The sequence below is a fragment of the Achromobacter sp. K91 genome (assembly GCF_003576205.1).
Classification (GTDB): domain Bacteria; phylum Pseudomonadota; class Gammaproteobacteria; order Burkholderiales; family Burkholderiaceae_B; genus Achromobacter; species Achromobacter aegrifaciens.
Window position 1 is genome coordinate 199,353 of the sequence record NZ_QWFB01000030.1, and the last position, 26,229, is coordinate 225,581.

Here is a 26,229-nt window from a genome sequence, read left to right on the forward strand (position 1 = left end):
GGGGGCATGACGTAGTTCCGGTGCCGTATGTCCATTATTCCGCGCTTATTTCTCGGGTTGTTGCTCGCATCTGCCTTGCTTTCCTTCGTGCCGGGCGGGCAGGCGCATGGGGCGGAACCCAAGGTCACCGAAGTTCGCCCGGCGGTTCGAGACGGCCAGCTCCAGATCGACGCGGACATCGAGTTCGAACTGAACTCGCAGCTGCGCGAAGCCGCCCAGCGCGGAGTGCCGCTGTATCTCACCGCCGACCTCACCGTCACGCGCGAACGCTGGTGGTGGTTCGACAAGTCCCTGGTCGACACGTCCCGCACCTGGCGCATCATCTACAACGCCCTGACCCGGCAATGGCGGGTGGGCGTGGGCGAACTGACCTTTCCAGTCGCCTCGCTGGATGACGCCATGGGGGTCATCCGGCATATCCGCAACTGGCCGGTGGCGGACGCCGCCGACTTCGATGCGGGCGTGCTGTACGGCGGCCAGTTGCGCCTGCGCCTGGATACGTCGCTGCTGCCGCGGCCCTTCCAGGTCAACGCCCTGAACAGCAGCTCCTGGGTACAGTCGACGCCGTGGATGGACTTCACGTTCGTGCTCAGCGACAAGGAGAAAGACCCGTCATGAGGCTTGTGCTTCGGCTGGCCCTGATGGTTGGCGCCGCAAGCGGCCTGGCATTGCTGGGGCTGTTGGCGTGGTCCACCGGCAATGCCTCGCGCTTTGCGCGCTACTACGACACGCTGCTGGTGCTGAATGGCATTTTTGCGCTGGCGCTCTTCATCTGGGTGGTGGCGCTGACCGTGAGGCTGGCGCGGCAGATCCGTCGACGCCAGTTCGGCGCGCGGCTGACGGCCCGTTTTTCCCTGGCGTTTGCGCTGATCGGCGTGGTGCCCGGCGCCCTGATCTACACCGTGTCGGTGCAGTTCATGTCGCGCTCGATCGAATCCTGGTTCAACGTGCGCGTGGACACGGCGCTGGAGGCGGGCCTGAACCTGGGCCGCGCCGCGCTGGATTCGCTGCTGGCCGACCTGGACGCGCGTGCGCGCTCCATGGCGATGGAACTGAACCGCAGTTCCGACAGCGGCGTGACGCTCGCCTTGACGCGGCTGCGCGAGGCCAACGGCGTGCAGGAAGCCATGGTCTTTACCGGCAGCGGGCGCATGATCGCGTTCTCCACCAGCCAGTACGGGCAATTGCTGCCCGCGATGCCGCCGTCCACCGTCATGAACCAGCTGCGGCTGGCGCGCGGCTACTCCGCCGCCGAGGCCGATGACCCGGTGACCCCCGGCGCTGAAGGCGGGCTGCACCTGCGGGTGGTGATTCCGCTGACCGGCCCCGACCGCTACGACAACCTGTTGGGACCGGCATCCGAACCGCGTTGGCTGCAGCTGCTGCAGCCGGTACCCGAGCAGATCGCCCACAACGCCAATCTGGTGCAGCAGGGTTTTCGCGACTACCAGGAGCTGGCGCTGTCGCGGCTGGGCTTGCGCAAGCTGTACGGCATCACCCTGACCCTGGCCTTGCTGCTGGCGGCCTTCGGCGCCATCGCGGTGGCGCTCTCATTGTCCAAGCGGCTGGTGCGCCCGCTGCTCAGCCTGGCGGGCGGCACGCAGGCCGTGGGCGTGGGCGACTACCGGCCCTTGCCCGAGCCGCCCGAGCGCGACGAAGTCGGCCAGCTCACGCGTTCGTTCAACGCCATGACACGCCAGCTCGACGAGGCCCGCCGCATGGTCGAGAGCAACCGGCAGCAGCTGGAACGCTCCAATGTCTATCTGGAAAGCGTGCTGTCGAACCTGTCCTCCGGGGTGCTGGTGTTCGACGAATCGTTCCGCGTCACCACCGTCAACCAGGGCGCCCAGACCATCCTGGGCGCGGACCTGCGCTCGGTGATCGGACGGCCGCTGGAAACCGTGGCCGGCATGCTGGAGTTCGCCAACATCGTGCGGCAGGCTTTTTCCGCCCACGCCGCGGTGGGGTCCGAGCGCCAGCACTGGCAGCAGCAATTCGAGATCGCCCCGGGCCAGGACGACGCGCCCGCTGGCTCGCAGCCCCTGACCCTGCTGGCGCGCGGCACGCATCTGCGCGTGGACGGGCGCGGCAACGGCTATCTGGTGGTGTTTGACGACATCACCGAAGTGATCTCGGCCAACCGGACCGTGGCCTGGGGCGAAGTCGCCCGCAGGCTGGCGCACGAGATCAAGAACCCGCTTACGCCGATCCAGCTATCGGCCGAGCGCCTGGCGATGAAGCTGGAGGGCAAGCTGCCTCCCGCCGAGGCCCAGATCGTGGCACGGTCTACCAATACCATCGTCAACCAGGTGGCATCGCTCAAGCAGATGGTGGACGACTTCCGCGAATATGCCCGCACGCCGCCGGCCGTGATGCAACGCATCGACTTCAACGCCCTGGTGGCGGACGTGCTGTCGCTGTACGGCTGGGAGCCCGAAGGCGGTTCGTCGCGCCTGGCCGAAAAGGCCCTGAATCTGGACGTGACGCTGGCGCCGGACCTGCCGCCCATCGAGGGCGATCCCACCCAGTTGCGGCAGGTGATCCATAACCTGATGTCCAATGCCCGCGACGCGATCGCCGAGCAGGGCGGGCAAGGGCGGGTCAGCGTGACCACGCAGCTCATGCGCAGCGAGCAGCCCGACCGGGCGGCCCATCAGGCGCTCAGGTTCACGGTCGCCGACACGGGCCCGGGCTTTCCTCCCCAGGTCATGCAGCGCGCGTTCGAGCCCTACGTCACCACCAAGTCCCACGGGACTGGGTTAGGATTGGCAATCGTACGCAAGATCGTGGAAGAACACGGCGGGCGTATAGACCTTGCGAACCGCAAGGAAGGGGGCGCGCGGATCTCCATATTGTTGACCCGGCTGGCTTCCGAGGCCGATACTATGGACGCGGCCGCGCAAGAAAAGGATAATGCGGCTACGCAATAGGTGGATGCTTTATGGCCAGAATTCTGGTGGTTGACGACGAAGTCGGTATACGCGAGCTTTTGTCGGAAATCCTATACGACGAAGGACACACGGTCGAGCTGGCTGAAAACGCAGCGCAAGCGCGCGCCGCACGCTTGCGCATGCGTCCTGACCTGGTGTTGCTGGACATCTGGATGCCGGACACGGACGGCGTCAGCCTGCTCAAGGAATGGGGCTCGCAAGGCCTGCTGGACATGCCCGTGATCATGATGAGCGGCCATGCCACCATCGACACGGCAGTCGAAGCCACGCGCATCGGCGCCATGGACTTCCTTGAAAAGCCGATCACGCTGCAACGCCTCCTGAAGACGGTCGCCGCCGGCCTGGCGCGCGGCCGCGCGCCGCATCCGGCGCCTGCCGCCGCGCATTCGGCCGTGGCCAGCCCCGCGGTGGCGCTGGAAGACGAACTCGATCCCCCGGTCCAGGCCGCCGCGCCGTCCAACGAAGTCCCCGTCACGTCCAACGGCCAACTGGGCAGCATTTCGCTGGACCAACCGCTGCGCGAGGCGCGCGACGAATTCGAGCGCATCTATTTTGAATACCACCTGGTCCGCGAAAGCCACAGCATGACCCGCGTGTCGGAACGCACGGGGCTGGAACGCACCCACCTGTACCGCAAGCTCAAGCAATTGGGCATCGAGTCCGCCCGCAAGCGGAGCTCATGAAGATCCTGATCATGGGCGCTGGTCGCGTAGGCACCAGCGTGGCCGAGAACCTGGTGTCCGAAGAGAACGACATCACGGTGATCGATTCGGATCCTGTCCAGCTCCAATACCTGCAAGAACACTTCGACCTGCGCGTCGTCCATGGCGACGGCTCGCAGGTTTCGGTGCTGGAGGCCGCTGGCGCCGCCGACACCGACCTGCTGATCGCCTGTGCGGCCTCGGATTCGGCCAATATGGTGGCCTGCAAGATCGCGCGCCAGCTGTTCAACATTCCCCGCCGCATTGCCCGCATCCGTTCGGTGGAGTTCGCCGAACACCCGGAACTCATGAGCGAAGAGGGCTTCTGCATCGACGCCCTGATCAGCCCCGAGCGCAGCGTCACCACCTATCTGCACAGCCTGATCGAATTTCCCGAGGCCCTGCAGGTGGTGGAGTTCGCCGAAGGCCGGGTCAGCGTCGTGACCGTGCGGGTCGGCGCGGGCAGCCCGATGGCCCATTCGCCGGTCGACAAGCTGCGCGACGTCTGGCCCGACGTGAAGGCGCGCGTGATCGACGTGCTGCGCGGCGGCAGGCCGCTGCGGGCCGGCAGCGGTACCGTCGTCGCCCCGGGCGACGAGGTGGTGCTGGTGGTGGACTCGCGCGATGCGCGCCGCGCCGTTCGGCAGCTGCGTGAGGCCGAGCGTGCCGTGCGTCGCGTGATGATCGCGGGCGGCGGCAACATCGGCCTGCGCCTGGCGCGCCAACTGGCCGAGGAAAAATACAGCGTCCGCATCATCGAGCGCGACCAGAAGCGCTGCGAATACCTGGCGACCCAATTGCCCGACAGCGTGCTGGTGCTGCACGGCAGCGGCACCGACGAAGCGTTGCTGGAACGCGAGAACATCGAGGACATGGACACCTGGCTGGCGCTGACCAGCGACGACGAGGACAACATCATGTCCTCGCTGCTGGCCAAGCGCCTGGGCGCGCGCAAGGTGATCGCGCTGATCAACCGCCAGGCCTACGGCGAGCTGATGCAGGGCAGCCATATCGACATCGCCGTGTCGCCATCCCAGGCCACCATGAGCGAACTCCTGCGGCATGTGCGCCGCGGCGACGTGGCAGCCGTGCACCGGCTGCGCCAGGGCGTGGCGGAAGCGCTGGAGGCCATCGCCCACGGCGACCGCTCCACCTCCAAGGTGGTGGGGCGCGCGGTCGGGCAGATCAGCCTGCCCAAGGGCGCCAGCATCGGCGCGCTGGTGCGGGAGGACGAAATCATCCTGCCGGACGCCGACACCGTGATCGAATCCGACGACCACGTCATCGTCTTCGTACCCTCGCGCCGGCAGATGCCGCGCGTGGAAAAGCTGTTCCAAGTCTCGGCGTCGTTCTTCTGATGCGCGCCGCCTCCTTCCTTCTGCGCGGGCCGCGCGCGGCCGGATAGCTCCATGAAGCGTGTCCTGGGCACTCTCTACATCCTGGGCCTGACGATGGTGATGTTCGCGCTCACCATGCTGATCCCGCTGACCGTCGCCTACGTGGGCGGCGACGGCGCGCGCGAGGCCTTCCTGGACGGGTTCCTGATCTCGGTGGGCATAGGCGGCGGCCTGGCCGCGATAACGCGCCGCGCCCGCTGCGAGCTGCGGGCGCGCGACGGCTTCGTGCTGGTGTCGGCCGTGTGGGCGGGCCTGCCCCTGCTGGCGGCCATTCCGCTGCTGCTCTACTTCCATGGCGCCGGCTTGCCGCTGTCGTTTACCGGCGCCTATTTCGAGGCCATGTCGGGCCTGACCACCACCGGCGCCACCGTCCTGACCAATCTGGACACCTTGCCCGCGTCGATCAACCTGTGGCGGGCCACGCTGATCTGGATCGGCGGCATGGGCATCCTGGTGCTGGCCGTGGCCATTCTGCCCCTGCTCGGTGTCGGCGGGCACCAGGTGGTGCGGGCGGAAACCCCCGGACCGATGAAGGACGAGCGGCTCACGCCGCGCATCGCCAGCACCGCCAAGGCGCTGTACGCGGTGTATTTCGTGTTCTCCATCCTGTGCTTCCTGGCCTACCGGGCGGTCGGCCTGTCGTGGTTCGAGGCTTGGTGCCACATGGCCACCACCATGGGCCTGGGCGGCTTTTCGACCTGGGATGACGGCTTCGCCCATTTCGATTCGGTCGCGGTGGAAATGGTGGCGATGGTGTTCATGCTGATCGCGGGCATCAACTTCGCCACCCACTTCAATGCCTTCCGCCAGCGCAGCGCGCGCGCCTACGTGCGGTGTCCGGAGGCGATCCCCTACCTGGTGGTGGTATTGGGAGTCGGGCTGGTCATCTCGGTGTTCCTGTTCCTGAAAGGGGTCTATGAAGACCCGCTGCAGGCGCTGCGCTACGGCATGTTCAACACGATTTCCATGGCGACCACCACGGGCTACGCCAATACCGACTTCGCGCAATGGCCGCTGTTCGCTCCGCTGACCATGCTGTTGCTGTCGGGTTTCGCCACGTCGGCCGGGTCGACCGGGGGCGGCATCAAGATGATCCGGGCGATCCTGCTGGTCAAGCAGGCGCGCAATGAGCTGGTCACAATGTTGCACCCGCACGCGGTCAGCCCGGTGCGCATCAATGGCCGCGCGGTCGAGACCCGCACCATGTCGTCGGTGCTGGCCTTTATGCTGTTCTACGGCCTTTCTATCGCCGTTTTCACCAGCCTGCTGCTCCTGTCCGGCCTGGATCCGATCACCGCCTTCTCGGCCGTCTTCGCCAGCGTCAACAACACCGGACCAGGCCTGGGGCCCGTCGGACCCATGGGCAACTTCGCCGTCCTGTCCGATTTCCAGATCTGGGTCTGCACCTTCGCGATGCTGATCGGGCGCCTGGAACTGCTGACGGTGCTGGTGTTGTTCACCCCTATTTTCTGGCGGAAATAGATAAGGGATAACCCTTATAAGGGTTGTCCCACCCCCTCTTGAAAGCCCCTTGAGCGCTTGCTTTCCGGCTGCCGCAGCCCGGGAGGCCGCGCCATTTCTATGCCGTGAGCGCTCGCTCACTTTCCTTCACAGGGAAAAACCGATTGCTTCGTGATGTTGCACATAAATGTCACGATTTTCCATCTTCTTGCCACAAAACAGCGGCTATCATGCGTGCACAAGCTGCCGTCTAGTGCCCCCCGGGCTGTTTCCGGGCTTCAAGGTCGAACGGCGCACACCCTCATCAAACATTCAGAAAGGAGTCCGAGATGGAACAGATCCCGTTCATTTCGTCGGCCCCCAACACCCTGGGCATCGAGCTCGAGCTGCAACTGATAGACCCGCGCAGTTTTGACCTGACCGCAGCCTCGGACGAGCTGCTGGCCCAAATGGCCAACCACCCCATCGCCGACCGCGTTAAACCGGAAATCACGCGGTCCATGATTGAACTGAATTCCTCGGTGCACGAGCACCCCATGGGCCTCTTGGCCGAGATGCGCGAAATGCGCGACGCCCTGATCGAAGCGGCGGACGCCGTGGGCGTATCGGTCGCTGGCGGGGGCGCCCACCCCTTCATGCGTTGGCAGGAACGGTCCATTTCGGACACCCCGCGCTTCCAGTACCTGGCCGAAATGTACGGTTACCTGGCGCGTCAATTTACGGTCTTCGGCCAGCACATCCACCTGGGCGTCAAGAGCGGCGACGATTCCATCAAACTGTTGCGCCGCCTGTCGCCCTATGTGCCGCACTTTATCGCCCTGTCGGCCTCGTCGCCCTATTGCGAGGGGGTGGACACCTTGTTCTCGTGCTCGCGCCTGAACGCGGTGAACAGCTTCCCGCTGGCCGGGCACATGCCGCCCGAAGTGAAGGACTGGTACCAGTTCGAGGCCCATCTGGCGCAGCTGCGCGCCTATGGCCTGGCGGAAAGCATCAAGGACCTGTACTGGGACATCCGCCCCAAGCCGGAATTCGGCACGGTCGAAATCCGCGTGTGCGACACGCCGCTGACGGTCGAACGGGCTTGCCAGCTGGCGGCTTTTGCCCAGGCGCTGGCGGTGCTGCTGATGCGCGAGGGCGACCCCGGCGACGGCGCCTGGCTGTCCTACCGCAGCAATCACTTCCAGGCTTGCCGCTTCGGCCTGCAGGGCAGCTACGTGACGCCGGACGGCCAGCGCCTGCGGCTGATGGACCACCTGCGCAACCTGTTCCAGCGCCTGATGCCGGTGGCTGAAGAGCTGGGCACGGGCGACATGATCGCCGCCCTGCGCGATGAATCCATGCGCAGCGGCAACGATTCCCGCTGGCTGCGCAGCCAGTTCCACCGCTTGCGCGACCTGCCGTTGGTGGTGGAGGCCATGTCGAACGCCTGGCGCGGCGTGGCTTCGCCCGGCGTAGGGCCCGCAGAACCGACGGCGGTCCTGAGGCGCCGCATTCGTGCAACCTCCGAGCCTATGTCGGCGTTGCCGGCTTCCGAGCCCGGGGTCAGCGTGCCGATGCCGGAACGCCTGCACTAGACGGGAAGGCCGGCGCCCGCAAAGCGCCGGCTCTGCCGGTCAGCCTGCGGCCCAGGTCAGGGCGCGCGGTGCCGGCCGCCAATCGCGCTGACCGACAGCCGGGTTTCACCGGCCACGGTGCGATGCGCCGCGGCGCGCCAGGCGTGGCCGTAGGCGACTTCGATACTCAGCACGATCAGGCCGTCGGGCCGGCGCTGTGCTTCCAGCGCGGCGCCGAGGCGATCGCGCCAGTCGCGGCCCACCAGGCCGCCGCGCCGGCCTTCGGCCGGGTTGCCGCCCAGCGCGCGTACGTCCTGCAGCAGCTTTTCCGGGCTGCGGTAGGTCAGGGTCAGGATCTCCTGGTCCATGACCGGATCCGCGAAGCCGTTTTCCACCAGCAGGTCGCCGAAATCATGCATGTCCACGAAGGACGGCGTAGCCGTGCGCAGGCCGGCGTCGTCCAGGGCCTGGCGCAGTTCCCGCAGCGTGGCCGGCCCAAGACAGGAGAACATCGCCAGTCCGCCCACTTTCAGGATGCGCCGCCATTCCGCCAGCACGGCGTGCGGAGCGCGGTGCCAGTGCATGGCCAGGTTGGACCACACCAGTTCCAGCGATTCGGGCGCCAGGCCCGTCGCCGCCAGGTCGGCGTTGACGAAGGCAGGGGCGGCCGGGCCGCGGCGCGCCAGCTTGCCGATCCAGGCCGACAGGCCGGCAGGGGCATGGCGCTTGCGCGCCTGTTCCAGCAGCGGTTCGCAGTTGTCCAGCCCGGTATAGGCGGCGTCGGGATAGCGTTCACGCAGCAGCGGCAGGTTGTCGCCCGCGCCGCAGCCCGCGTCCAGCATGGCTTGCGGCTGGACCCGGATGTATTGCAGGCGGCCCAGCATGCGGCGGGCGATTTCCCCGTACAGGAACTGGGCCTCGGCCAGGTCGCCGCGGCGGGCGAATTGCCGGGGCACGTCGGCGCTGACGATGGGCAGGGAGGGGAGCGTTGCGGATTCTGGCAGGGACATTTCGGTCGCACCCGCGTCTGCAACGCGGGCGGATCATGGTTTCATGAGGGATGGCATCCATTATTGCGCATCCCGGCCGCGGCTTCCGATTGCCCCTACGGGTCATGGGGCGGTGGCTGCTGTCGCGCGTCGGTTGCGACTGCCCCTTGTGCGGCGCCCGGGTGGCGGGTGCTAGGCTTTGCGCGGGCTGCGAGGCGGATATCTGCGGCGATGCTCTCCGCCGGGCCGATAGTGGGGTGGTCGCGCGTCGCCCTGCAGCGCCACGCTGTCCTCGTTGCGCCCTGCGGTTGCGCCCGGATGCGCCGCACTGCGCCGCCTGCCTGGGCGCGCCCCGGACGTTTTCGCGCACGATTGCCGCCTTTGACTACGCGCCGCCCGCCGACACCTTGATCCTGATGCTGAAGACCCGGCTGCGCCTCAGCATGGCGCCGGTGCTGGCCCGGATGATCGCGGCTGCCGTGGCCCGAGACGGGCCTGCGCCGGAAGGCGCCTTGCTGGTGCCCGTTCCCGCCAGCCGCGCATCGCTGCGCCAGCGCGGCATGAATCCGGCCGGTGAAATTGCGCGCAGCCTGGCGGCGGAGCTGGGGCTGCCGCTGGCGCGCGGGCTGCTGCGGCGCCGGCGCGAGACGCCCCGGCAGACCGCGCAGGGCCGCCAGGCCCGCCGGCTCGGGGCGCAAAACCTGTTTTATTGCGTGGGCGACGTAAGCGGCCGGCAGCTGCTATTGGTGGACGACGTCATGACCACCGGCAGCACCGCCAACGCGGCCGCCGCTGCGCTGCTGGCAGCAGGAGCTGCGGATGTCACGGTGCTGGTGGCGGCGCGCACGCCCTGAGCCGGCCCCCAGGTAAATCGGCGACAATTCCCGGTGCGCGGCGACGTTTCCGCCGCAAGCCGTCCCGAGTCCCTAGCGCCATGTTCCACGTCATCCTTGTTTGTCCTGAAATCCCGCCCAATACCGGCAACGCCATCCGCCTGTGCGCCAATACGGGCGCGCAATTGCACTTGGTTCGTCCCTTGGGCTTCGAGCTCGACGACGCCCGCATGCGCCGCGCCGGCTTGGATTACCACGAATGGCAGCCCGTCCGCGTGCATGACACGCTGGAGGAGGCTTTGGCCGATACCGGCGCCGCGCCGTCCAGCATCTACGCGCTGACCACGCATGCGCAACGCAGCGTGGCGGATATCGGCTTCAAGCCGGGCGACGTGTTCGTATTCGGCCGCGAAACTTCGGGCCTGTCGGAAGAACATCAGGCGATGTTCCCGCCCCAGCAGCGCCTGCGCCTGCCGATGCGCGCTGGCCAACGCAGCCTGAACCTGTCGAATGCCGTCGCCGTGACGGTGTTCGAGGCCTGGCGTCAGCAGGGGTATGAAGGGGGAGTGTGACGGCGGCGCGCTGAAGCCGGCGCGCCTGGCCCGTCACGGCTGGGCTGCAATCAATCCAGCGACAGATTCAGCTTCTCGATCACCTGGTCCCAGCGCGCCTTTTCATTCTTGATGCGGGCGGTCAGGGCTTCCGGCGTGGACGGCGCGGGGGTGAAGTACTGCAGCGCCAGCTGCTTGCGCACCGCTTCGCTGCCGATGATGCGCGCCAGCTCGCTGTTGAGCCGTTCGACGATGGGCGTGGGCGTACCGGCGGGAACCAGCACGGCATTCCAGGAAATGGCTTCAAAGTCCGGATAGCCCTGGGATGCCATCGTCGGCACGCCCGGCAGCGCCTCGCTGGGCTGCAGGCTGGTCACGGCCAGCAGCTTCACCTTGCCGTCGCGGGCCTGGGGCACGGCGATGGCGGGCACCATGAAGCCGGCCTGGACATCGCCGCCGATGATGGCCGAGATGACCTGCGGGAAGCCGGAATAGGGGATGTGCGCCAGGTCCACGCCGGCGCTTTCCTTGAACATTTCCATCGCCAGATGGGCCGAGCTGCCCGGGCCCACGGAACCGTAGTTCAGCGAATTGCCGCGGCCCTTCACCAGCGCGACGAAGTCCTTGACGTTATCGACCTTCAGGCTGCTGGGCACGACCAGCACGTTGGGGCTGGTGCCCACCAGCGATACCGGCTGCAGGTCGCGCAGCGGGTCATAGCCCAGCGTCTTTTTGTACAGCGTGGGGGCGGTGACCAGCGGGCCGTTGATCGTGTAGAGCAGCGTGTAGCCGTCCGGCTTGGCCTGCGACACGATGCGCGTGCCGATGTTGCCGCCGGCGCCCGGCTTGTTGTCGATCACGATGGGCTGGCCCAGCGCCTGCGACAGCGGTTCCGAGATGGTGCGCGCCAGGATGTCGGGCGACGAGCCGGGCGGGAAGGGCACGACCATGTGGATCGGACGGTCGGGCCAGTCGGCATGGGCGGCGGCGGGCAGGATGGCGGCCAGGCTCAGGCACAGGCCGCGTAGCAGCGGGCCGACCCGGAACTTGCGGGTTTGCGTCATGAAGGATGTCTCCTCGGGGTTGTGCGTGGTATTTGTTTTTGGGGCGGCTCAGCGGGGCCGGTTGTCCGGCGACGCGTCCGGCTGGCTGGCTATCCCGCTTTCGTAGCGGGCGTCGCGCGCCAACAGGGCGGACACGGCCGTCATTGGGGCCACGCCGTCGAACAGCACGGCGCAGACGGCTTCGGTGATGGGCAGTTCGACCCCGATGGCGCGGGCGCGGTCCAGCGCGGCGCGCGCGCAGCGCACGCCTTCGGCCGTGATGCCGCTGGCCAGGATGTCGGCCAGCTTGCGCCCGGCGCCGATCTCCAGGCCCACGCGGCGGTTGCGCGACAGCTCGCCTGTCGCGGTCAGGACCAGGTCGCCCAGGCCGGTCAGCCCGGCGAAGGTCTCGGCCTGCGCGCCCAGCGCCACGCCGAAGCGGGTCATCTCGGCCAGGCCGCGGGTGATCAGCGCGGCGCGGGCATTGGTGCCCAGGGCCAGGCCGTCGCCAATGCCGCAGGCGACCGCGATCACGTTTTTCAGCGCGCCGCCCACTTCCACGCCCACCAGGTCGGTGCTGGCGTAGACGCGCAGCGCCGCGCCGTGGAAGGCGGCAGTGGTGGCATCGCGCAAGGCGGGGCTGTCGCTGGCCACGGTCAGCGCGACCGGCAGGCCCTGCGCGACTTCGCGCGCGAACGAGGGGCCCGACAATGCGCCGCCGGTGGCGCCAGGCAGGGCCTCGCGCATGATTTCATGGGGCAGCCTGGCCGTGTCGGCTTCAAAGCCCTTGCACGTCCAGACGATGGGAGTGTCCTGCAATCCCAGCGCGGGCAGCCGGCGGGACAGCTCGCCGCAGATGGCGGTCAAGCCGGCCACGGGCACGCCCAGCACGATCAGCCGGCGCGCGCCGTCTTCTTGCAGGCTGCGCAGCGTGGCGTCGAGATCGGAGGAGATATTCAGTGCCTGCGGCAGGGCGATGCCCGGCAGGTAGCGCGCGTTTTCGTGCGAGGCGGCCATGTCGGCGGCCTGCGCGGCATCGCGCGCCCAGAGTACGGTGGCGTGGCGGCGGCTGGCAGCCGCCGCCAGCGCGGTGCCCCAACTTCCCGCACCCAGGACGGCGACGCGCAGGCGTGGCTCGATGGGATTTTTCATCGCCGAGCCGCCTCAAGATGAAAAGCGCCCCCACGGGGGGCAGCAAGCCGAAGGCGCAGCGTGGGGGCTCTTTTCATTGGACGCCGCGGCTGCTTTACTGGCGGGTCGCGCCGGGGGGCAGGATGATGCCCGAGTCGCTGCCGTTGCCGTTGGCGGCGCTTTGCTGCTGTTGCAGCTCGGCCAGGCGCTGCTCGTACAGGGCCTGGAAGTTCACTTCGGTCAGGTGCAGCGGCGGCATCGAGGTGCGGGTGATCGCGTCGGCGATGTTGGCGCGCAGGTAGGGGTACAGCATGGTCGGGCAGACGATGCCCAGCAGCGGGTCGAGCTGTTCTTCGGGGATGTTGGCGGCCTCGAAGATGCCGGCTTGCGTGCCTTCGACCAGGTACACGACCTTTTCATTGATGCGGGTGGTGACGGTGACGGTAACCGTGGTTTCGAACACGGTTTCAGCCAGGCGCTGGCCACCCACGGTGATGCTTACCTCGACCTGGGGCGCTTCCTGTTCCAGGAAGACGTGGGGCGCATTCGGCATTTCCAGCGAAAGGTCTTTCAGGTAGACGCGCTGCAGATTGAACGAGGGCGCGTTGCCGCCTTCTTGCTGGGTGTTTTGGTCTTGATCAGCCATGAGTGTTTCCGTTGGTGGGAGGGGCAAAAAGGGGGCGATTTAGCTGGCCAGCATGGGGGCAAGGCCACCCGAGCGGTCCAGGGCCATCAGGTCGTCGCAACCGCCGACGTGGGTATCGCCGATGAAGATCTGCGGGACGGTGCGCCGGCCGGTGCGTTCGATCATGACGTCGCGCTGGGACGGGTCCCGGTCGATCTGGATGATTTCCAGGTCGGTCACGCCGCGCTGCTCCAGCAGGGCTTTGGCGCGGGCGCAATAGGGACAATAGTCCTTGCTGTACATGACGACTTTATTCATGGGCGCTCCTGTGAGTACAAGAATAGGTAGATGGGGGCGCGGCCCCAGGCTTCAACCCTTCTGGGTCACGGGCAGGCTGGCGGCCGACCAGGCGCGCATGCCGCCTTCCAGCGGCACGACATCGGCGAAACCCTGGGCGCGCAGCTTGGCGGCGGCGCGGGCAGAATCGCGGCCATTGTCGCAAACCACGACCAGCGGCTTGTTCTTGGGCAGCGAGGCGGCCTTTTGCTCCAGATCGGCCGCCGGCACGTTGCGGGCCTGGGCGATGTGGCCGGCCTGGAACTGTTCGGCGGGACGGACGTCGACCCATACGGCCTGGCGCTGGTTGACCATCTGGATGGCCTCGGTCGTGCTCACGGCCGAACCGGTGCGGCCTTTGCGCAGGGCGGGGATGGCCAGCATGATGCCGGAGATCACGGCAACGGCGACGATGAAGACGTTGTTTTTATCGATCAAGAATTGCAAAAGGTCCACGGGGCATCCTGAAGTGCGGCGACTAGCCTGGTATAGGCGAACCCTGATGCGCCGCGCCGCAGAAATGGGCGGGTGCGCCGGGGCAAAATCAAGGGCAAAATCGCTCAATTATAAAATGAGCGCATTCCTTCACTTTAACCCGCGTTACAAGCGTCCCAAATCATGCACAAACTCGTTCTGATGCGCCACGGCGAAAGCCAGTGGAATCTGGAAAACCGCTTCACCGGTTGGACCGACGTCGACCTCACCGAGACCGGCCGCGAACAGGCCCGCAAGGCCGGCGAACTGCTCAAGAAAGAAGGCTTCACCTTCGATCTGGCCTACTCGTCGCTGCTCAAGCGCGCCATCCGCACCCTGTGGATCGCCCTGGACGCCATGGACGCCATGTACACCCCGGTCGGCGTGACCTGGCGCCTGAACGAACGTCACTACGGCGCGCTGCAAGGCTTGAACAAGGCCGAAACCGCCGCCAAGTACGGCGACGAGCAAGTGCTGATCTGGCGCCGCGCCTACGCCATCGCCCCGGAACCGCTGGCGCTGGACGACGAACGCCATCCGCGTTTCGACAAGCGCTACGCCAAGGTGCCGGCCGACCAGCTGCCCGCCACCGAATGCCTGAAGGACACCGTGGCCCGCGTGCTGCCGTTCTGGAACGAATCCATCGCCCCGGCCATCCGCGCCGGCCGCAATGTCCTGATCGCGGCCCACGGCAACAGCCTGCGCGCCCTGATCAAGCACCTGGACAACGTGTCGGACGAGGACATCGTCAACCTGAATATTCCCACCGGCCAGCCGCTGGTGTACGAATTGGATGATGACCTGCGCCCGATCCGCCACTATTATCTGGGCGATGCCGCCGAGATCGAGGCGGCCATGGCTGCGGTGGCAGCCCAGGGCAAGGCTAAGAAGGACTGATATTCCTATGCGTCGCGCGGCAGGGTTGTTGTTGGCGGTCATGTTGACCGGTGGAGCGCTGTCGGCTCGCGCCGCGCCCAACGACCTTGCCGGCCGCCAGTCCGACGCGGAAAAGCAGCAGGCCGCCTTGCGCGACCGCATCGAGAACCTGCAAAAGGATATCGATGACCGCGAGGCCGCCCGCAAGGAAGCCGCCGACGCGCTCAAGCAGTCCGAGTCGGCGATTTCCAAGATCAACCTGCGCCTGCGGGAGCTGGCCGAGGCCAACCGCCAGGCGCAGGCCGACCTGACCGGCCTGGAAAAGCAGATCGGCGCCCAGCAGGCGGTGCTGGCCAAGCGCCGCACCGAACTGGCCGAACAGCTGCGCACCCAGTACACCAGCGGCCTGTCGCCCTGGACCGCCCTGTTGTCGGGCGACGATCCCCAGGTGCTGGGGCGCAACCTGGGCTATCTGGATTATGTGTCGCAGGCCCGCGCCCAGGCCGTGCAGGCCCTGCGCGAGGACATCGAGCGCCTGGCCGCCCTGCAGGGACGCGCCGACGCCCGCCGCGCGGAAATCGAAAAAGTCGTGGCCGAGACCTCCGAGCAGAAGACCGCGCTGGTCGGTCAGCAAAAAGAGCGCGCCACGCTGCTGGCCCAGCTGGAAGGGCAGATCGCCGCCCAGCGCGCCGAAGCCAACAAGCTGGGCCGAGATGATCAGCGCCTGTCGCGGCTCATCACCGATCTGGATGCGGCCATCGCCAAGCAGATCGAGGACGCCCGTCGCGCCGAGGAAGCGCGCAAGCGGGCCGAGGAAGTGCGTCGCGCGGAAGAAGCGCGCCGCGCCGCCGAGGAAGCCAAAAAACGCGCCGACGCCGAGCGCCGCGCCGCCGACGAGGCCCGCAAGAAGGCCGAGGCTGACCGCAAGCTGGCCGCAGACAATGCCAAGCAGGCCGCCGACAACGCCAAGCGCGAGCGCGACGCCCGTGACGCCCGCGATGCCGCCCAGGCGCGCGAACAGGTCGAAGCCGCCTCGCGCCAGAACCGCGGTCCCGTGGCCGTGGCCGACCCGGATGCCGCCGGACTGCGCCCGGCCGAGCAGAAGCAATCCCGGCTGACCACGCCCGAACCGCCGCCTCAGGCCAAGCCCGCGGAACCGCCCCGGAAGGCGGAACCTATAGAGGAAAAACCCGCTCCAAGCCGTAGCGAGCCTGCGCAGCAAACCCAGACCGCGCGCGCCGCGCCGGCGGTGGGCGGCGGCAACGGCTTGCGCCACGGGCTGTCCATGCCGGTGCGCGGCCAGGTGCAGGGGCGCTTCGGGGTCGACCGTCCGGATGGCGGCGTATGGCGCGGCGTGGTGCTGCGCGCCGCCGAAGGCACGCCGGTCAAGGTGGTGGCCCCCGGCACGGTGGTCTACGCCGATTGGCTGCGGGGTTTTGGCAACCTCATCATTGTGGATCATGGGCAGCAATACCTGACCGTCTATGCTTACAACCAAAGTCTGCTCAAACGGGTGGGAGATTCGGTGACGGGTGGCGATACCATCGCCACGGTCGGGGCGACCGGCGGCCAAGTGGAATCCGGCCTATACTTTGAAATTCGCCATCGTGGCGCTCCTGTGGATCCGGCACAATGGCTGGCGCAGTAGATTGATGTCGTTGGTAATTACCAAACCCCATCGGCGAAAACAAAATTCGGGAAGTGTGCATGGGCACTCGTAAGTTTCGCGGTTTCGGTCTGATTGCCATCGGTGCGGTGGCTGGTGTGTTGCTCAGCGTAGGCGTGACCGCGGTCGCCCAGCGCGGCAGCCCTCTGCCACTGGACGAACTCAGGCAGCTGAGCAATGTGTTCGCCGCCATCAAGAACAACTACGTCGAGGCCGTCGACGACAAGACCCTGATCGACAATGCCATCTCCGGCATGGTGTCGAACCTCGACCCGCACTCGGCCTACCTGGACGCCGATGCCTTCCGCGAAATGCAGACGGCCACGCAAGGCGAGTTCGGCGGCCTGGGCATCGAGGTCGGCGCGGAAGACGGCTTCGTGAAGGTCATCTCGCCCATCGAAGACACGCCCGCGGCCCGTGCCGGCGTGATGGCTGGCGACCTCATCATCAAGATCGACGACACGCCCACCAAGGGCATGACGCTCAACGATGCCGTCAAGCTGATGCGTGGCGCGCCCAAGTCGCCGATCACGCTGACCATCATGCGCGCCGACCGTCCGCAGCCCATCGTGCTGAAGATCGTGCGCGACATCATCAAGGTGCGCAGCGTGCGCAGCAAGATGCTGGACAACGGCATCGGCTACGTCCGCGTCGCCCAGTTCCAGGAAAAGACCGGCGCCGACCTGGCCAAGCAATTGAAGGACCTCGGCGCCAAGGAAGCCCCCAAGGGCCTGGTGCTGGACCTGCGCAACGACCCGGGCGGCCTGCTGACCAGCGCCATCGGCGTGTCCGGCGCGTTCCTGCCGCCCGACTCGGTGGTGGTGACCACCGACGGCCGTACTCCGGACGCCCGCCACAAGTACCTGGCCACGCCTTCGGAATACGCCCGCGGCGAAAGCAACTACCTGGCCGGCCTGCCGGCCTGGACCAAGACCGTGCCGATGGTGGTGCTGGTGAACGTGGGCTCCGCCTCGGCGTCCGAGATCGTGGCCGGCGCGCTGCAGGACCACAAGCGCGCCAAGGTCCTGGGCAACCGCACCTTCGGCAAGGGCTCGGTGCAGGTGATCCTGCCGCTGTCCGAAACCACTGCGGTCAAGCTGACCACCTCGCGCTACTTCACCCCGAGCGGCCGCTCGATCCAGGCCACCGGCATCGAACCCGACTACGTCGTGGCCGACACCGCCGAAGGCGACCTGTTCCGCCTGCCGCGCGAAGCCGACCTGCAGCGCCACCTGTCCAACCAGCAGACGGCCAACGAAGTGAAGTCCAGCGCCGGCGAAGACAACGCCGATGTGCCGGCCAAGGTGTTCGAATTCGGCGGCAAGGACGACTTCCAGCTGCAACAGGCCCTGAACGTGCTGGCCGGCAAGCCGGTGCAGAAGGGTTCGGCCCGCGCCCAGGCCAAGGCTGATGCCAAGGCCGGCGGCGGTACGCCCCAGCGCATGAAGATCACGCCGACCGGAGTCGAGCCCAGCAAGGACAAATGAACGACGAGCAACTGCTGCGCTACGCCCGCCACATCCTGCTCGACGAGCTGGGAATCGAAGGGCAGGAAAAACTGCTGGCGGCGCGTGTGCTCATCGTGGGGGCGGGCGGACTGGGTTCCCCCGCCGCCCTCTATCTGGCCACTGCCGGCGTGGGCGACATCACCCTGGCCGATGACGATGTCGTCGAGCTGAGCAACCTGCAACGCCAGATCCTGCACACCACCGCCAGCGTCGGCCGCCACAAGGCCGAGTCGGGGCGGGACATGCTGGCGGCCTTCAATCCGCAGACCCGGGTCCATGCCCGCGTCGAGCGCCTGGAAGGCCAGGCCCTGTCCGACGCCGTCGCCCAAGCGGACCTGGTGCTGGACTGCACCGACAACTTCACCACCCGCCACGCCATCAACCGCGCCTGCGTGCAGCACCGCAAGCCACTGGTATCAGGCGCGGCCATACGCTTCGACGGCCAAGTCAGCGTCTATGACCTGCGCGACGACAACGCGCCCTGTTACCACTGCCTGTTCCCGGAAGCGGACGACGTCGAGCAAGCCAATTGCGCCACGATGGGCGTGTTCGCCCCGGTCGTCGGCATCATCGGCAGCATGCAGGCCGCAGAGGCCCTGAAACTGCTGTCCGGGGTGGGCGAAAGCCTGTCCGGCCGCCTGCTGTGGCTGGACGTGCGCACCATGCAATGGCGCAGCGTCAACGTCCAGCGCGACCCGGAATGCGCCGTCTGCGGCCATCGCGGGCACTGATTTCCTGCCCGGGATTGGCCCCGCGGACAATATTAAAGGCTTGAAATACCTGCTATAACGCCAGCCAGCCTACCCGAAAGCGGGTAGATGGCCAGGGACGTGACCGCGTGGATACAGCACTGAAGTTCAGTTTGCCCAAATGGCGCCTGACGCGTTGGCTGACGCATTCCGGGCACGACACCCCTGCGGACATCCGTTCGGCCCTGATCGCCAGCTTGTTCGGCACGCTGCCCATTTTTGCCGGCGGCGTCATCAACACCCTCATGATCTCCGGCGTGGTCGCCTGGCGCCGCCCCGAGCCGCTGTACCTGTCCTGGCTGGCGATGGAGGTGATACTGGCCCTGGTCCGCGTGCTGATCCTGCGGTCCGCCTTGCGCGCCGCGCCCAAGGGCGGCAATACCCATACCGATATCTACATCCTGCTGGCGCTGCTGTGGGCGTTCAGCGTGGGCTACGGCGTCTTCGTCACCTTCATCAACGGCGACTGGCTGGCCGCCACCCTGGCCGGCGTGTCCTGCGGGGCCATGGCCGGCGGCATCTGCTTCCGGAACTACGGCGCGCCGAGGCTGGTCGGCGCCATGATCTTCCTGAGCCTGGGGCCGATGTGCCTGGGCGCGGCCTTCACCGGCGAATACGTCACAGCCATCGTCTTCATCCAGATTCCGTTCTACCTGGTCAGCATGAGTGTCGCCTCGCACCGGCTCAACCGCATCCTGGTGTCGACCATGCTGGCCGAGCGCGACAGCGAACGTCGCGCCAGCGAAGACGCGCTGACCGGTCTGGCCAACCGCGCCGGCCTGCAGGCCGCGCTGGAGCGCGTCTGCGCCAGCGCGCGCGGCCAGGACAGTTCTGCGGCGCTGTTGTACATGGACATGGACGACTTCAAGCTCATCAACGACACCTACGGCCATGCTGCCGGCGACCAGGTGCTGATGACCATCGCCCAGCGCATGCGCTCCATGTTGCGGGTGGACGACGTGGCCGCGCGGATTGGTGGCGACGAGTTCATCGTGCTGGTGACCGGCATTGACGCCACGGCCGCGCTACGGCTGGGCGAGCACCTGCTGCATGACGCTTCCCAGCCGATCACGCTGGCGGATGGCACGCGGGTCAGTGTCGGCCTGTCCATCGGCATTTCCATTGTGTCCGGCGCCAACCGCAGTCCGGAAGCTGCCTTGCATTCCGCCGATGCCGCCCTCTACCGGGCCAAGGCGCAGGGCGGCCGCTGTTGCGCCGTGGCGGGGGCGGAAGAGGCCGAAAAGACCGTCCGGGACGACGAACCCGCCGTCGCCTGATCCGCCCGGTTCGCGTAATCCATCAAGCCTGAACCCGATCTGGAAGCGGCTTCTTTCTCAAAAGTTATCAGATAACCTGAGAAGTGTGCCTATAATGCCCGGATGCTGACCAAGAGCCTCACCCTGACCGAACAGGTCGCCCGCCAGATCGCCGCCGACATCGCCGGGGGCGCCTATCCCGTCGGCGCCAAGCTGCCGGCGGGCCGCATGCTGGCCGAGCAATACGGCGTCAGCGCCGCGGTCATCCGCGAGGCCACCGAACGCCTGCGAGCCCAGGGTCTGATCCAGAGCCGGCAGGGTTCCGGCAGCACCGTGTTGTCGCGCACGGGCGCGCAGGGCTTCCAGCTTTCCGCCGGCATCGCCGTGGACCGCAAGCAGTTGGCCGGGGTCTACGAATTGCGCATGGAGCTGGAAGGCGGCGCGGCCGCGCTGGCTGCGCTGCGGCGCGACGATGCTGACCTGGCCGCCATGGCGTGCGCCCTGGCTGACCTGGGATCGCATCTGGAAGACCCGGAGCAGGGCGTGGAGCACGACATCGCCTTTCACCGCGCCATTGCCGCCGCCACGCACAACAGCTGCTACCAGGACCTGTTGCAGTACCTGAACCTGCAGCTCAGGCTGGCGGTCAGCACTGCGCGCAGCAACAGCCGCCTGCAGGCCGGTTTGACGGCCGCCGTGCACCAGGAGCACGTGGCCGTGTTCGAGGCCATCCGCGCGCGCGATCCCGAACGGGCGCGGCACGCCGCCGCCCGCCATCTGCAACAGGCGGCCAGCCGCCTGCAACTCGATCTTCTCTCTCCCGCCGCAAGGCAGACATCATGACCGCATCCGACTTTACGCAACGCCTGGTCCAGGCCCTGGGCCCCGATACCGTCATCACCGCCGAGGCCGACATTGCGCCCTGGCTGTCCGACTGGCGCGGCCTGTACAAGGGCAACGCGCAGGCGGTGGTGCGCCCGCGCACAACCGCCGAGGTCGCCACTTGCCTGGCGCTGTGCCAGGAGGCAGGCGTGCCGGTAGTGCCGCGCGGCGGTAACACCGGCCTGTGCGGCGGGGCCACGCCGGATGCCGCCGCGGGCAATGTGGTGCTGAGCCTGGACCGCATGAACGCCGTGCGCTCCATCGACACCATCGCCAACACCATGGTGGCCGAGGCGGGCGCGATCCTGGGCAATTTGCGCCGTGCCGCGCAGGACGCCGGCCGCCTGCTGCCGCTGAGCCTGGCCGCGGAAGACTCCAGCCAGATCGGCGGCAACGTTGCCACCAACGCCGGCGGCGTGAACGTGGTGCGTTACGGCATGGCGCGCGAACTGGTGCTGGGCCTGGAAGCGGTGCTGCCCACGGGCGAGATCTTCCACGGCCTGCGCACGCTGCGCAAGGACAACACCGGCTATGACCTCAAGCAATTGCTGATCGGCTCCGAGGGCACGTTGGGTGTCATTACCGCCGTCGCTTTGCGATTGTTCCCGCGCACTGATGTGCGGTCGGTGGTGCTGGCCGCCGTCGAGTCGCCGGCGCAGGCCCTGCAACTGTTCGAGATCCTGTTCGAACAATGCGGTGCGCGGCTGCAGGCGTTCGAGTACTTCTCGGGCGACTGCCTGGATCTGGTGCTGGCGCACGCCGCGGGTGTGCAGGAACCTTTTGACCAGCGCTATCCGGCCTATGTGCTGGTGGAGCTGGCGGACACGGCCGATGAGGCCGCGCTCAATGGCCTTGTTGAAAACGTGATCGGCACGGCGCTGGAACGCGGCCTGTGCCTGGACGCAGCCGTGTCGGCGTCGCTGGCGCAATTGCAGGCGCTGTGGAAGCTGCGCGAGGAAATCTCCGAAGCCCAACGCGCCGACGGCCCGCACCTGAAGCACGACGTGTCGCTGCCGATCGAACGCATTCCCGACTTCATGGAATCCGCCGAGGCCCGCGTGCGCGCGCTGTACCCGGACATCCGCCCCTTCATCTTCGGCCACTTCGGCGACGGCAACCTGCACTACAACCTGTCGCGCCCGGCCGGAGCCGATCGCGACTGGGTGGCGGTGCATGGGGCGGCGATCACTGATGCGGTGCTGGATGAGGTCAATCGCTATGGCGGGAGCATTTCGGCAGAACACGGAATCGGGCAGCTGAAGCGGGATCATTTCCTGCATAGCAAGGACGCGCTGGAGTTGCGGTTGATGCGGGAAATCAAGGCTGTATTGGATCCTGCGGGGATTATGAATCCGGGGAAGTTGCTGTAGTTTTTTTTGGGTTGTTTTTGAGCGGGGCTTCGGCGGTGTGCATGAGCGAAGCTTCGTAGGCCGCACGGCGGTGCGGGCGGCATGGCGGCGAGCGCCCACGATTGCGGTCCGGAGCGTTCGCTCCGGACTGCCCCTTCGTCATCTTCGTCACCGCCTTCGGCGGTTCCTTCAGATTCCCTCGGGCGCATCGAGGTTGCTCGCCGCCATGCCGCCCGCACCGCCGTGCTATCTGCGTCTTGGCTTGTTGCGTTGCTAGAGCCGTGTTCAGTGGCGAGTCTTGCGGGGCCCGCTCATTGCGGCCGCCCGGGCGGCCGCAATGAGCATGCGCGCTTGCTTGCGTCGTGATGGGAGCGCTGGCGCGAATGCGACGAGCGGTTTGCTAGTGGTTGTCGCCGTTTTTTGGGGGGCGGTGATGGGCGGCGCGCGTTGGACAGAAGCTTGCGCACGCAGATCCTCTCGCGCGCGCCGCCCATCCGGCGGCGGAGTTGAAATGACGAACGTTTGCCGCCTCATGACGCTTCCGTGGGATGGGTGAAGCATCAAGTAAGAACCCCAGCGTCCAGCACAAGTAGCTCACGGCCGGACCCTTACACACTCCCCCGTCCTGCCCATCTCCACGCACTCAACACCAGCGCGCAGCGTCATCCTTCGACGCGAGGCACCGCGTAAGCCCCCAAAGGCCGCCTGCGCGGCCGGCCGGGGGCGGGCCCCGCAAGAGCCTCGCCCACCCCCACCGGTGGCGAGAACGCCAAGCACACTTCTCGTCGCGGCGACCGTGAAGATCCAACAGACAGAGCACGGCGCGGCAGCGGCCTGCCGGGCGCGGGGCGTCGATAAGCCCGAGGGAATCCGAAGGAGTCGCCGAAGGCGAGGACGAGGATGACAACGGGGAAGTCCGGAGCGAACGCTCCGGACCGCAATCGTTGCCCCGCGCCCGGCAGGCCGCTGCCGCGTCGTGCGTCTTAAGAACTCAACGCAGACGCAGCAGCAACAACATCACTGCCGATGATAAACCTCGGCTCCCTTCTTAACGAACTCCACAGACTTCTCCTGCATCCCTTTCTGCAACGCATCCTTCTCGCTAACCCCCTGAGCCGCCGCATAATCCCGCACGTCCTGGGTGATTTTCATGGAGCAGAAATGCGGTCCGCACATCGAGCAGAAGTGCGCCACCTTCATCGAATCCTTCGGCAGCGTTTCGTCGTGGAATTCCTTGGCCGTGTCCGGATCCAGTCCCAGGTTGAACTGGTCGTCCCAGCGGAACTCGAAGCGCGCCTTGGACAGCGCGTTGTCGCGGATTGCCGCGCCCGGGTGGCCCTTGGCCAGGTCCGCTGCGTGGGCTGCGATCTTGTACGTGATGATGCCGTCCTTCACGTCCTTCTTGTTCGGCAGGCCCAGGTGTTCCTTGGGCGTCACATAACAGAGCATCGCCGTGCCGTACCAGCCGATCAGCGCTGCGCCGATGCCCGAGGTGATGTGGTCGTAGCCGGGGGCGATGTCGGTGGTCAGGGGGCCCAGCGTGTAGAACGGCGCCTCGTGGCAGTGTTCCAGCTGCAGCTCCATGTTTTCCTTGATCATCTGCATCGGTACGTGACCCGGCCCTTCGATCATGACCTGCACGTCATGCTTCCACGCCACCTGCGTCAGTTCGCCCAGCGTCTTCAGCTCGGCGAATTGCGCCTCGTCGTTGGCGTCGTATCCCGAACCCGGGCGCAGGCCGTCGCCCAGTGAGAAGCTGACGTCGTAGGCCTTCATGATTTCGCAGATTTCCTCGAAACGCTCGTACAGGAAGCTTTCCTTGTGGTGCGCCAGGCACCACTTGGCCATGATCGAACCGCCGCGCGAGACGATGCCGGTCATGCGGTCGGCCGTCATCGGGATGAACGGCAGACGCACGCCCGCGTGGATGGTGAAGTAGTCCACGCCCTGTTCCGCCTGCTCGATCAGCGTGTCGCGGAAAATCTCCCAGGTCAGGTCCTCGGCCTTGCCGTCGACCTTCTCCAGCGCCTGGTAGATCGGCACGGTGCCGATCGGCACGGGCGAGTTGCGGATGATCCATTCGCGCGTTTCGTGGATGTGCTTGCCGGTGGACAGATCCATGACCGTGTCGCCGCCCCAGCGGATCGCCCAGGTCATCTTTTCCACTTCCTCGCCGATGCCGGAGCTGACGGCGGAGTTGCCGATGTTGGCGTTGATCTTCACCAGGAAGTTGCGGCCGATGGCCATCGGCTCCACTTCAGGGTGGTTGATGTTGGCGGGGATGATGGCACGTCCGCGCGCGATCTCGTCGCGCACGAACTCGGGCGTGATGGCCGCGGGAATCGAGGCGCCGAAGGACTGGCCGGGATGCTGGCGCAGCAGGCGCTTGACCATCTTTTCGCCATCGGGGCCGCTGTCGCGCAACGTCTGCAGGTAGTGTTCGCGGCGCAGGCTTTCGCGGATCGCCACGTATTCCATTTCCGGCGTGATGATGCCGCGGCGCGCGTAATGCATCTGCGACACGTTGGCGCCCGACTTGGCGCGGCGCGGCGGACGCTGCAGGTCAAAGCGCATGGCCGTCAGCTTGGGATCGGTCAGGCGTTCCTTGCCGTAGTCGCTGGTCGGGCCCGACAGCACTTCCGTGTCGCCGCGCTCTTCGATCCAGCCGCGGCGCAGTTCGGGCAGGCCGCGGCGGATGTCGATCTTGGCTTCGGGGTCGGTGTAGGGGCCGCTGCAGTCATAGACCGTCAGCGGCGGGTTCTTCTCGCCACCGAACATCGTCGGCGTATCGTCCTGCTCGATCTCGCGGAACGGCACGCGGATGTCGGGGCGCGAGCCCACTTCATACACGCGGCGGGATTTGGGCAGCGGTGCGACGGCCGCCGCGTCGACTTCGGCGGTAGCGGCCAGGAATTTGGGATTGGCGTTCATGGAAAGCTCCAAGCGAGTGGTTGGAGCCGATCGGGAAGGAATTCCCGCCGCGCGCGCAAAGACGCATGGCGGGAATACGGCTCCCAGCATCGGCATTATCCGTACTGGTACGAAGGGACTCTCTCAACACGTCCGGCCATGTAGGCGGGACGAGTACCCCTGCGCGAAAGCGAAGTATAGAGGCTGGCGCGCGTTCCGACGAATCGCGCGGCTGCTGCGCCGCGTCGGCCGGAGCAGGCGGGAGCTGGTATTACCGCTTTACAATTGGATTCAGACTATGGCGACACCGTCATTCAGGTTCGGTACACTTTTCCCAGTGCCGGGGATGAAGTGCATCGCCTGGTCTTAGTCCACATTAAGAAGGAAACGAGCATGCAACTGACCCTACGCAAATTGGCGCCCGCCCTGGTAGTCGTGACGTTGGCGCTAGCGGGTTGCAAGACCGCCCCGACTAAGACGTCTGGCGACACCGCCACGCCGCAAGCAGGCCAAGAGGCCGCCAAGCCGGCAGCCGCGGCCTCGGTGGACTTCTACCTGGCGCAGAAGCAGCCTGGCGCAGGCATGCGCGAAATCGCGCTGCCTGACGGCAAGCTCTACATGCAGACCGTGCCCGTCCTGACGCGCGCCGACCTCACCGACGCCGCCGCGCTGGTGGACCGCCAGGGTCAGAACTTCGTCGGCCTGCGCTTCTCGGAAGCCGGCGCCCGCAAGCTCAATGACGTCAGCACCAAGAACGTCGGCAACATGCTGGCGCTCGTGATCGACCAGGAACTGGTCGCCGCTCCGCTGATCGGCGAACCGCTGAACCGCGGCGTGCTGGCCTTTGGCGTGGCCTCGGCCCAGGCCGCCTCGGAAATCGCCGCCAAGATCCGCGGCGACGCTGCCGTGCCGCCGGCTGGCGGCGCCGCTCCGGCTCCTGCTGCCAAGCCCTGAACAGCACAGCAAGCGACAAAAAAGCCCGGCATGC

23 protein-coding genes are annotated in these 26,229 nt (G+C 66.9%); 16 read left to right on the forward strand and 7 right to left on the reverse strand.

The window, feature by feature from the left end:
* Nucleotides 1–27 precede the first annotated feature (27 nt).
* The 6 genes from DXK93_RS12535 to DXK93_RS12560 all read left to right on the forward strand — a co-directional run bounded on the left by DXK93_RS12535 (nt 28) and on the right by DXK93_RS12560 (nt 8,084).
* A complete protein-coding gene (locus DXK93_RS12535) occupies nt 28–618 on the forward strand; it encodes a DUF4390 domain-containing protein (protein WP_082401241.1) in 591 nt (196 codons plus the stop codon).
* Nucleotides 615–2,930, forward strand: a complete 2,316-nt coding sequence (locus DXK93_RS12540) for an ATP-binding protein (protein WP_119450200.1) — start codon at nt 615–617, stop codon at nt 2,928–2,930. Before DXK93_RS12535 ends, DXK93_RS12540 begins: the two co-directional genes overlap by 4 nt.
* Before the next feature lie 11 nt (nt 2,931–2,941).
* On the forward strand, nt 2,942–3,634 hold the full coding sequence (locus tag DXK93_RS12545) for a response regulator (RefSeq protein WP_119450201.1): 693 nt from the start codon (nt 2,942–2,944) through the stop codon (nt 3,632–3,634).
* A complete protein-coding gene (trkA, locus tag DXK93_RS12550) occupies nt 3,631–5,010 on the forward strand; it encodes a Trk system potassium transporter TrkA (protein WP_054457730.1) in 1,380 nt (459 codons plus the stop codon). The genes DXK93_RS12545 and trkA overlap by 4 nt, the downstream gene beginning before the upstream one ends.
* A 51-nt stretch (nt 5,011–5,061) precedes the next feature.
* Nucleotides 5,062–6,531 carry a TrkH family potassium uptake protein gene (locus DXK93_RS12555; protein WP_054457729.1) on the forward strand — a complete coding sequence of 490 codons (1,470 nt, stop codon included), beginning with the start codon at nt 5,062–5,064 and terminating at the stop codon, nt 6,529–6,531.
* Nucleotides 6,532–6,839: 308 nt separating this feature from the next.
* On the forward strand, nt 6,840–8,084 hold the full coding sequence (locus tag DXK93_RS12560; RefSeq protein ID WP_054457728.1) for a YbdK family carboxylate-amine ligase: 1,245 nt from the start codon (nt 6,840–6,842) through the stop codon (nt 8,082–8,084).
* Between the two features lie 56 nt (nt 8,085–8,140).
* Here DXK93_RS12560 and DXK93_RS12565 read toward each other — a convergent pair whose 3' ends face one another.
* Nucleotides 8,141–9,073, reverse strand: coding sequence for a methyltransferase domain-containing protein (locus DXK93_RS12565; protein WP_119450202.1), 933 nt, complete (start codon nt 9,071–9,073; stop codon nt 8,141–8,143).
* A gap of 287 nt (nt 9,074–9,360) precedes the next feature.
* Between DXK93_RS12565 and DXK93_RS12570 the strand changes: the two genes are divergently transcribed.
* Nucleotides 9,361–9,906, forward strand: coding sequence for a ComF family protein (locus DXK93_RS12570; protein ID WP_306650696.1), 546 nt, complete (start codon nt 9,361–9,363; stop codon nt 9,904–9,906).
* 80 nt (nt 9,907–9,986) lie between these two features.
* Nucleotides 9,987–10,457: a tRNA (cytidine(34)-2'-O)-methyltransferase gene (locus tag DXK93_RS12575; RefSeq protein WP_054457725.1), complete on the forward strand. Its 471-nt coding sequence runs from the start codon at nt 9,987–9,989 to the stop codon at nt 10,455–10,457.
* A 50-nt stretch (nt 10,458–10,507) separates the two neighbouring features.
* Here the strand turns inward: DXK93_RS12575 and DXK93_RS12580 are convergent, their stop codons facing one another.
* The 5 genes from DXK93_RS12580 to DXK93_RS12600 all read right to left on the reverse strand — a co-directional run bounded on the left by DXK93_RS12580 (nt 10,508) and on the right by DXK93_RS12600 (nt 14,027).
* Nucleotides 10,508–11,500 (reverse strand): tripartite tricarboxylate transporter substrate binding protein, encoded by a 993-nt coding sequence (locus DXK93_RS12580; protein WP_054457724.1) that lies wholly within the window; start codon nt 11,498–11,500, stop codon nt 10,508–10,510.
* Between the two features lie 48 nt (nt 11,501–11,548).
* Nucleotides 11,549–12,631 (reverse strand): NAD(P)H-dependent glycerol-3-phosphate dehydrogenase, encoded by a 1,083-nt coding sequence (locus DXK93_RS12585; protein WP_054457723.1) that lies wholly within the window; start codon nt 12,629–12,631, stop codon nt 11,549–11,551.
* A gap of 94 nt (nt 12,632–12,725) precedes the next feature.
* Complete coding sequence (gene secB, locus DXK93_RS12590) at nt 12,726–13,256, reverse strand: protein-export chaperone SecB (RefSeq protein ID WP_054457722.1); 531 nt, start codon at nt 13,254–13,256, stop codon at nt 12,726–12,728.
* Between the two features lie 39 nt (nt 13,257–13,295).
* Complete coding sequence (grxC, locus tag DXK93_RS12595; protein WP_054457721.1) at nt 13,296–13,553, reverse strand: glutaredoxin 3; 258 nt, start codon at nt 13,551–13,553, stop codon at nt 13,296–13,298.
* A gap of 51 nt (nt 13,554–13,604) precedes the next feature.
* A complete protein-coding gene (locus DXK93_RS12600) occupies nt 13,605–14,027 on the reverse strand; it encodes a rhodanese-like domain-containing protein (protein WP_059378185.1) in 423 nt (140 codons plus the stop codon).
* Nucleotides 14,028–14,189: 162 nt separating this feature from the next.
* On the opposite strand from DXK93_RS12600, the gene gpmA reads away from it, so the two are divergent.
* The 7 genes from gpmA to DXK93_RS12635 all read left to right on the forward strand — a co-directional run bounded on the left by gpmA (nt 14,190) and on the right by DXK93_RS12635 (nt 22,352).
* Nucleotides 14,190–14,942: a 2,3-diphosphoglycerate-dependent phosphoglycerate mutase gene (gpmA, locus tag DXK93_RS12605; protein ID WP_054457719.1), complete on the forward strand. Its 753-nt coding sequence runs from the start codon at nt 14,190–14,192 to the stop codon at nt 14,940–14,942.
* Between the two features lie 7 nt (nt 14,943–14,949).
* The gene (locus tag DXK93_RS12610) at nt 14,950–16,569 is read left to right on the forward strand and encodes a murein hydrolase activator EnvC (RefSeq protein WP_119450203.1); all 1,620 of its coding nucleotides are present in this window, start codon (nt 14,950–14,952) and stop codon (nt 16,567–16,569) included.
* A gap of 59 nt (nt 16,570–16,628) precedes the next feature.
* Nucleotides 16,629–18,074, forward strand: a complete 1,446-nt coding sequence (locus DXK93_RS12615) for a S41 family peptidase (RefSeq protein WP_054457717.1) — start codon at nt 16,629–16,631, stop codon at nt 18,072–18,074.
* Nucleotides 18,071–18,826, forward strand: coding sequence for a molybdopterin-synthase adenylyltransferase MoeB (locus tag DXK93_RS12620; protein WP_054457716.1), 756 nt, complete (start codon nt 18,071–18,073; stop codon nt 18,824–18,826). The genes DXK93_RS12615 and DXK93_RS12620 overlap by 4 nt, the downstream gene beginning before the upstream one ends.
* Before the next feature lie 107 nt (nt 18,827–18,933).
* On the forward strand, nt 18,934–20,121 hold the full coding sequence (locus tag DXK93_RS12625; protein WP_054457715.1) for a GGDEF domain-containing protein: 1,188 nt from the start codon (nt 18,934–18,936) through the stop codon (nt 20,119–20,121).
* Between the two features lie 102 nt (nt 20,122–20,223).
* Entirely contained in the window at nt 20,224–20,943 is a 720-nt protein-coding gene (locus DXK93_RS12630) for a FadR/GntR family transcriptional regulator (RefSeq protein WP_119450204.1), read from the forward strand.
* Nucleotides 20,940–22,352, forward strand: coding sequence for an FAD-binding oxidoreductase (locus tag DXK93_RS12635; RefSeq protein WP_054457713.1), 1,413 nt, complete (start codon nt 20,940–20,942; stop codon nt 22,350–22,352). The genes DXK93_RS12630 and DXK93_RS12635 overlap by 4 nt, the downstream gene beginning before the upstream one ends.
* 996 nt (nt 22,353–23,348) lie before the next feature.
* On the opposite strand, the gene thiC is transcribed toward DXK93_RS12635, so the two are convergent.
* The gene (thiC, locus tag DXK93_RS12640) at nt 23,349–25,262 is read right to left on the reverse strand and encodes a phosphomethylpyrimidine synthase ThiC (RefSeq protein ID WP_119450205.1); all 1,914 of its coding nucleotides are present in this window, start codon (nt 25,260–25,262) and stop codon (nt 23,349–23,351) included.
* Nucleotides 25,263–25,634: 372 nt separating this feature from the next.
* Here thiC and DXK93_RS12645 point away from each other — a divergent pair, with 372 nt between their 5' ends.
* Nucleotides 25,635–26,195, forward strand: coding sequence for a hypothetical protein (locus tag DXK93_RS12645; protein ID WP_054457711.1), 561 nt, complete (start codon nt 25,635–25,637; stop codon nt 26,193–26,195).
* Nucleotides 26,196–26,229 lie beyond the last annotated feature (34 nt).

Coding starts and splice junctions, on each gene's coding strand:
- secB (WP_054457722.1), bottom strand. CDS start 13,256: ATGGCTGATCAAGACCAAAACACCCAGCAAGAAGGCGGCAACGCGCCC.
- DXK93_RS12630 (WP_119450204.1), top strand. CDS start 20,224: ATGCTGACCAAGAGCCTCACCCTGACCGAACAGGTCGCCCGCCAGATC.
- DXK93_RS12585 (WP_054457723.1), bottom strand. CDS start 12,631: ATGAAAAATCCCATCGAGCCACGCCTGCGCGTCGCCGTCCTGGGTGCG.
- DXK93_RS12575 (WP_054457725.1), top strand. CDS start 9,987: ATGTTCCACGTCATCCTTGTTTGTCCTGAAATCCCGCCCAATACCGGC.
- gpmA (WP_054457719.1), top strand. CDS start 14,190: ATGCACAAACTCGTTCTGATGCGCCACGGCGAAAGCCAGTGGAATCTG.
- grxC (WP_054457721.1), bottom strand. CDS start 13,553: ATGAATAAAGTCGTCATGTACAGCAAGGACTATTGTCCCTATTGCGCC.
- trkA (WP_054457730.1), top strand. CDS start 3,631: ATGAAGATCCTGATCATGGGCGCTGGTCGCGTAGGCACCAGCGTGGCC.
- thiC (WP_119450205.1), bottom strand. CDS start 25,262: ATGAACGCCAATCCCAAATTCCTGGCCGCTACCGCCGAAGTCGACGCG.
- DXK93_RS12610 (WP_119450203.1), top strand. CDS start 14,950: ATGCGTCGCGCGGCAGGGTTGTTGTTGGCGGTCATGTTGACCGGTGGA.
- DXK93_RS12540 (WP_119450200.1), top strand. CDS start 615: ATGAGGCTTGTGCTTCGGCTGGCCCTGATGGTTGGCGCCGCAAGCGGC.
- DXK93_RS12645 (WP_054457711.1), top strand. CDS start 25,635: ATGCAACTGACCCTACGCAAATTGGCGCCCGCCCTGGTAGTCGTGACG.
- DXK93_RS12560 (WP_054457728.1), top strand. CDS start 6,840: ATGGAACAGATCCCGTTCATTTCGTCGGCCCCCAACACCCTGGGCATC.
- DXK93_RS12535 (WP_082401241.1), top strand. CDS start 28: ATGTCCATTATTCCGCGCTTATTTCTCGGGTTGTTGCTCGCATCTGCC.
- DXK93_RS12620 (WP_054457716.1), top strand. CDS start 18,071: ATGAACGACGAGCAACTGCTGCGCTACGCCCGCCACATCCTGCTCGAC.
- DXK93_RS12555 (WP_054457729.1), top strand. CDS start 5,062: ATGAAGCGTGTCCTGGGCACTCTCTACATCCTGGGCCTGACGATGGTG.
- DXK93_RS12635 (WP_054457713.1), top strand. CDS start 20,940: ATGACCGCATCCGACTTTACGCAACGCCTGGTCCAGGCCCTGGGCCCC.
- DXK93_RS12580 (WP_054457724.1), bottom strand. CDS start 11,500: ATGACGCAAACCCGCAAGTTCCGGGTCGGCCCGCTGCTACGCGGCCTG.
- DXK93_RS12545 (WP_119450201.1), top strand. CDS start 2,942: ATGGCCAGAATTCTGGTGGTTGACGACGAAGTCGGTATACGCGAGCTT.
- DXK93_RS12565 (WP_119450202.1), bottom strand. CDS start 9,073: ATGTCCCTGCCAGAATCCGCAACGCTCCCCTCCCTGCCCATCGTCAGC.
- DXK93_RS12615 (WP_054457717.1), top strand. CDS start 16,629: ATGGGCACTCGTAAGTTTCGCGGTTTCGGTCTGATTGCCATCGGTGCG.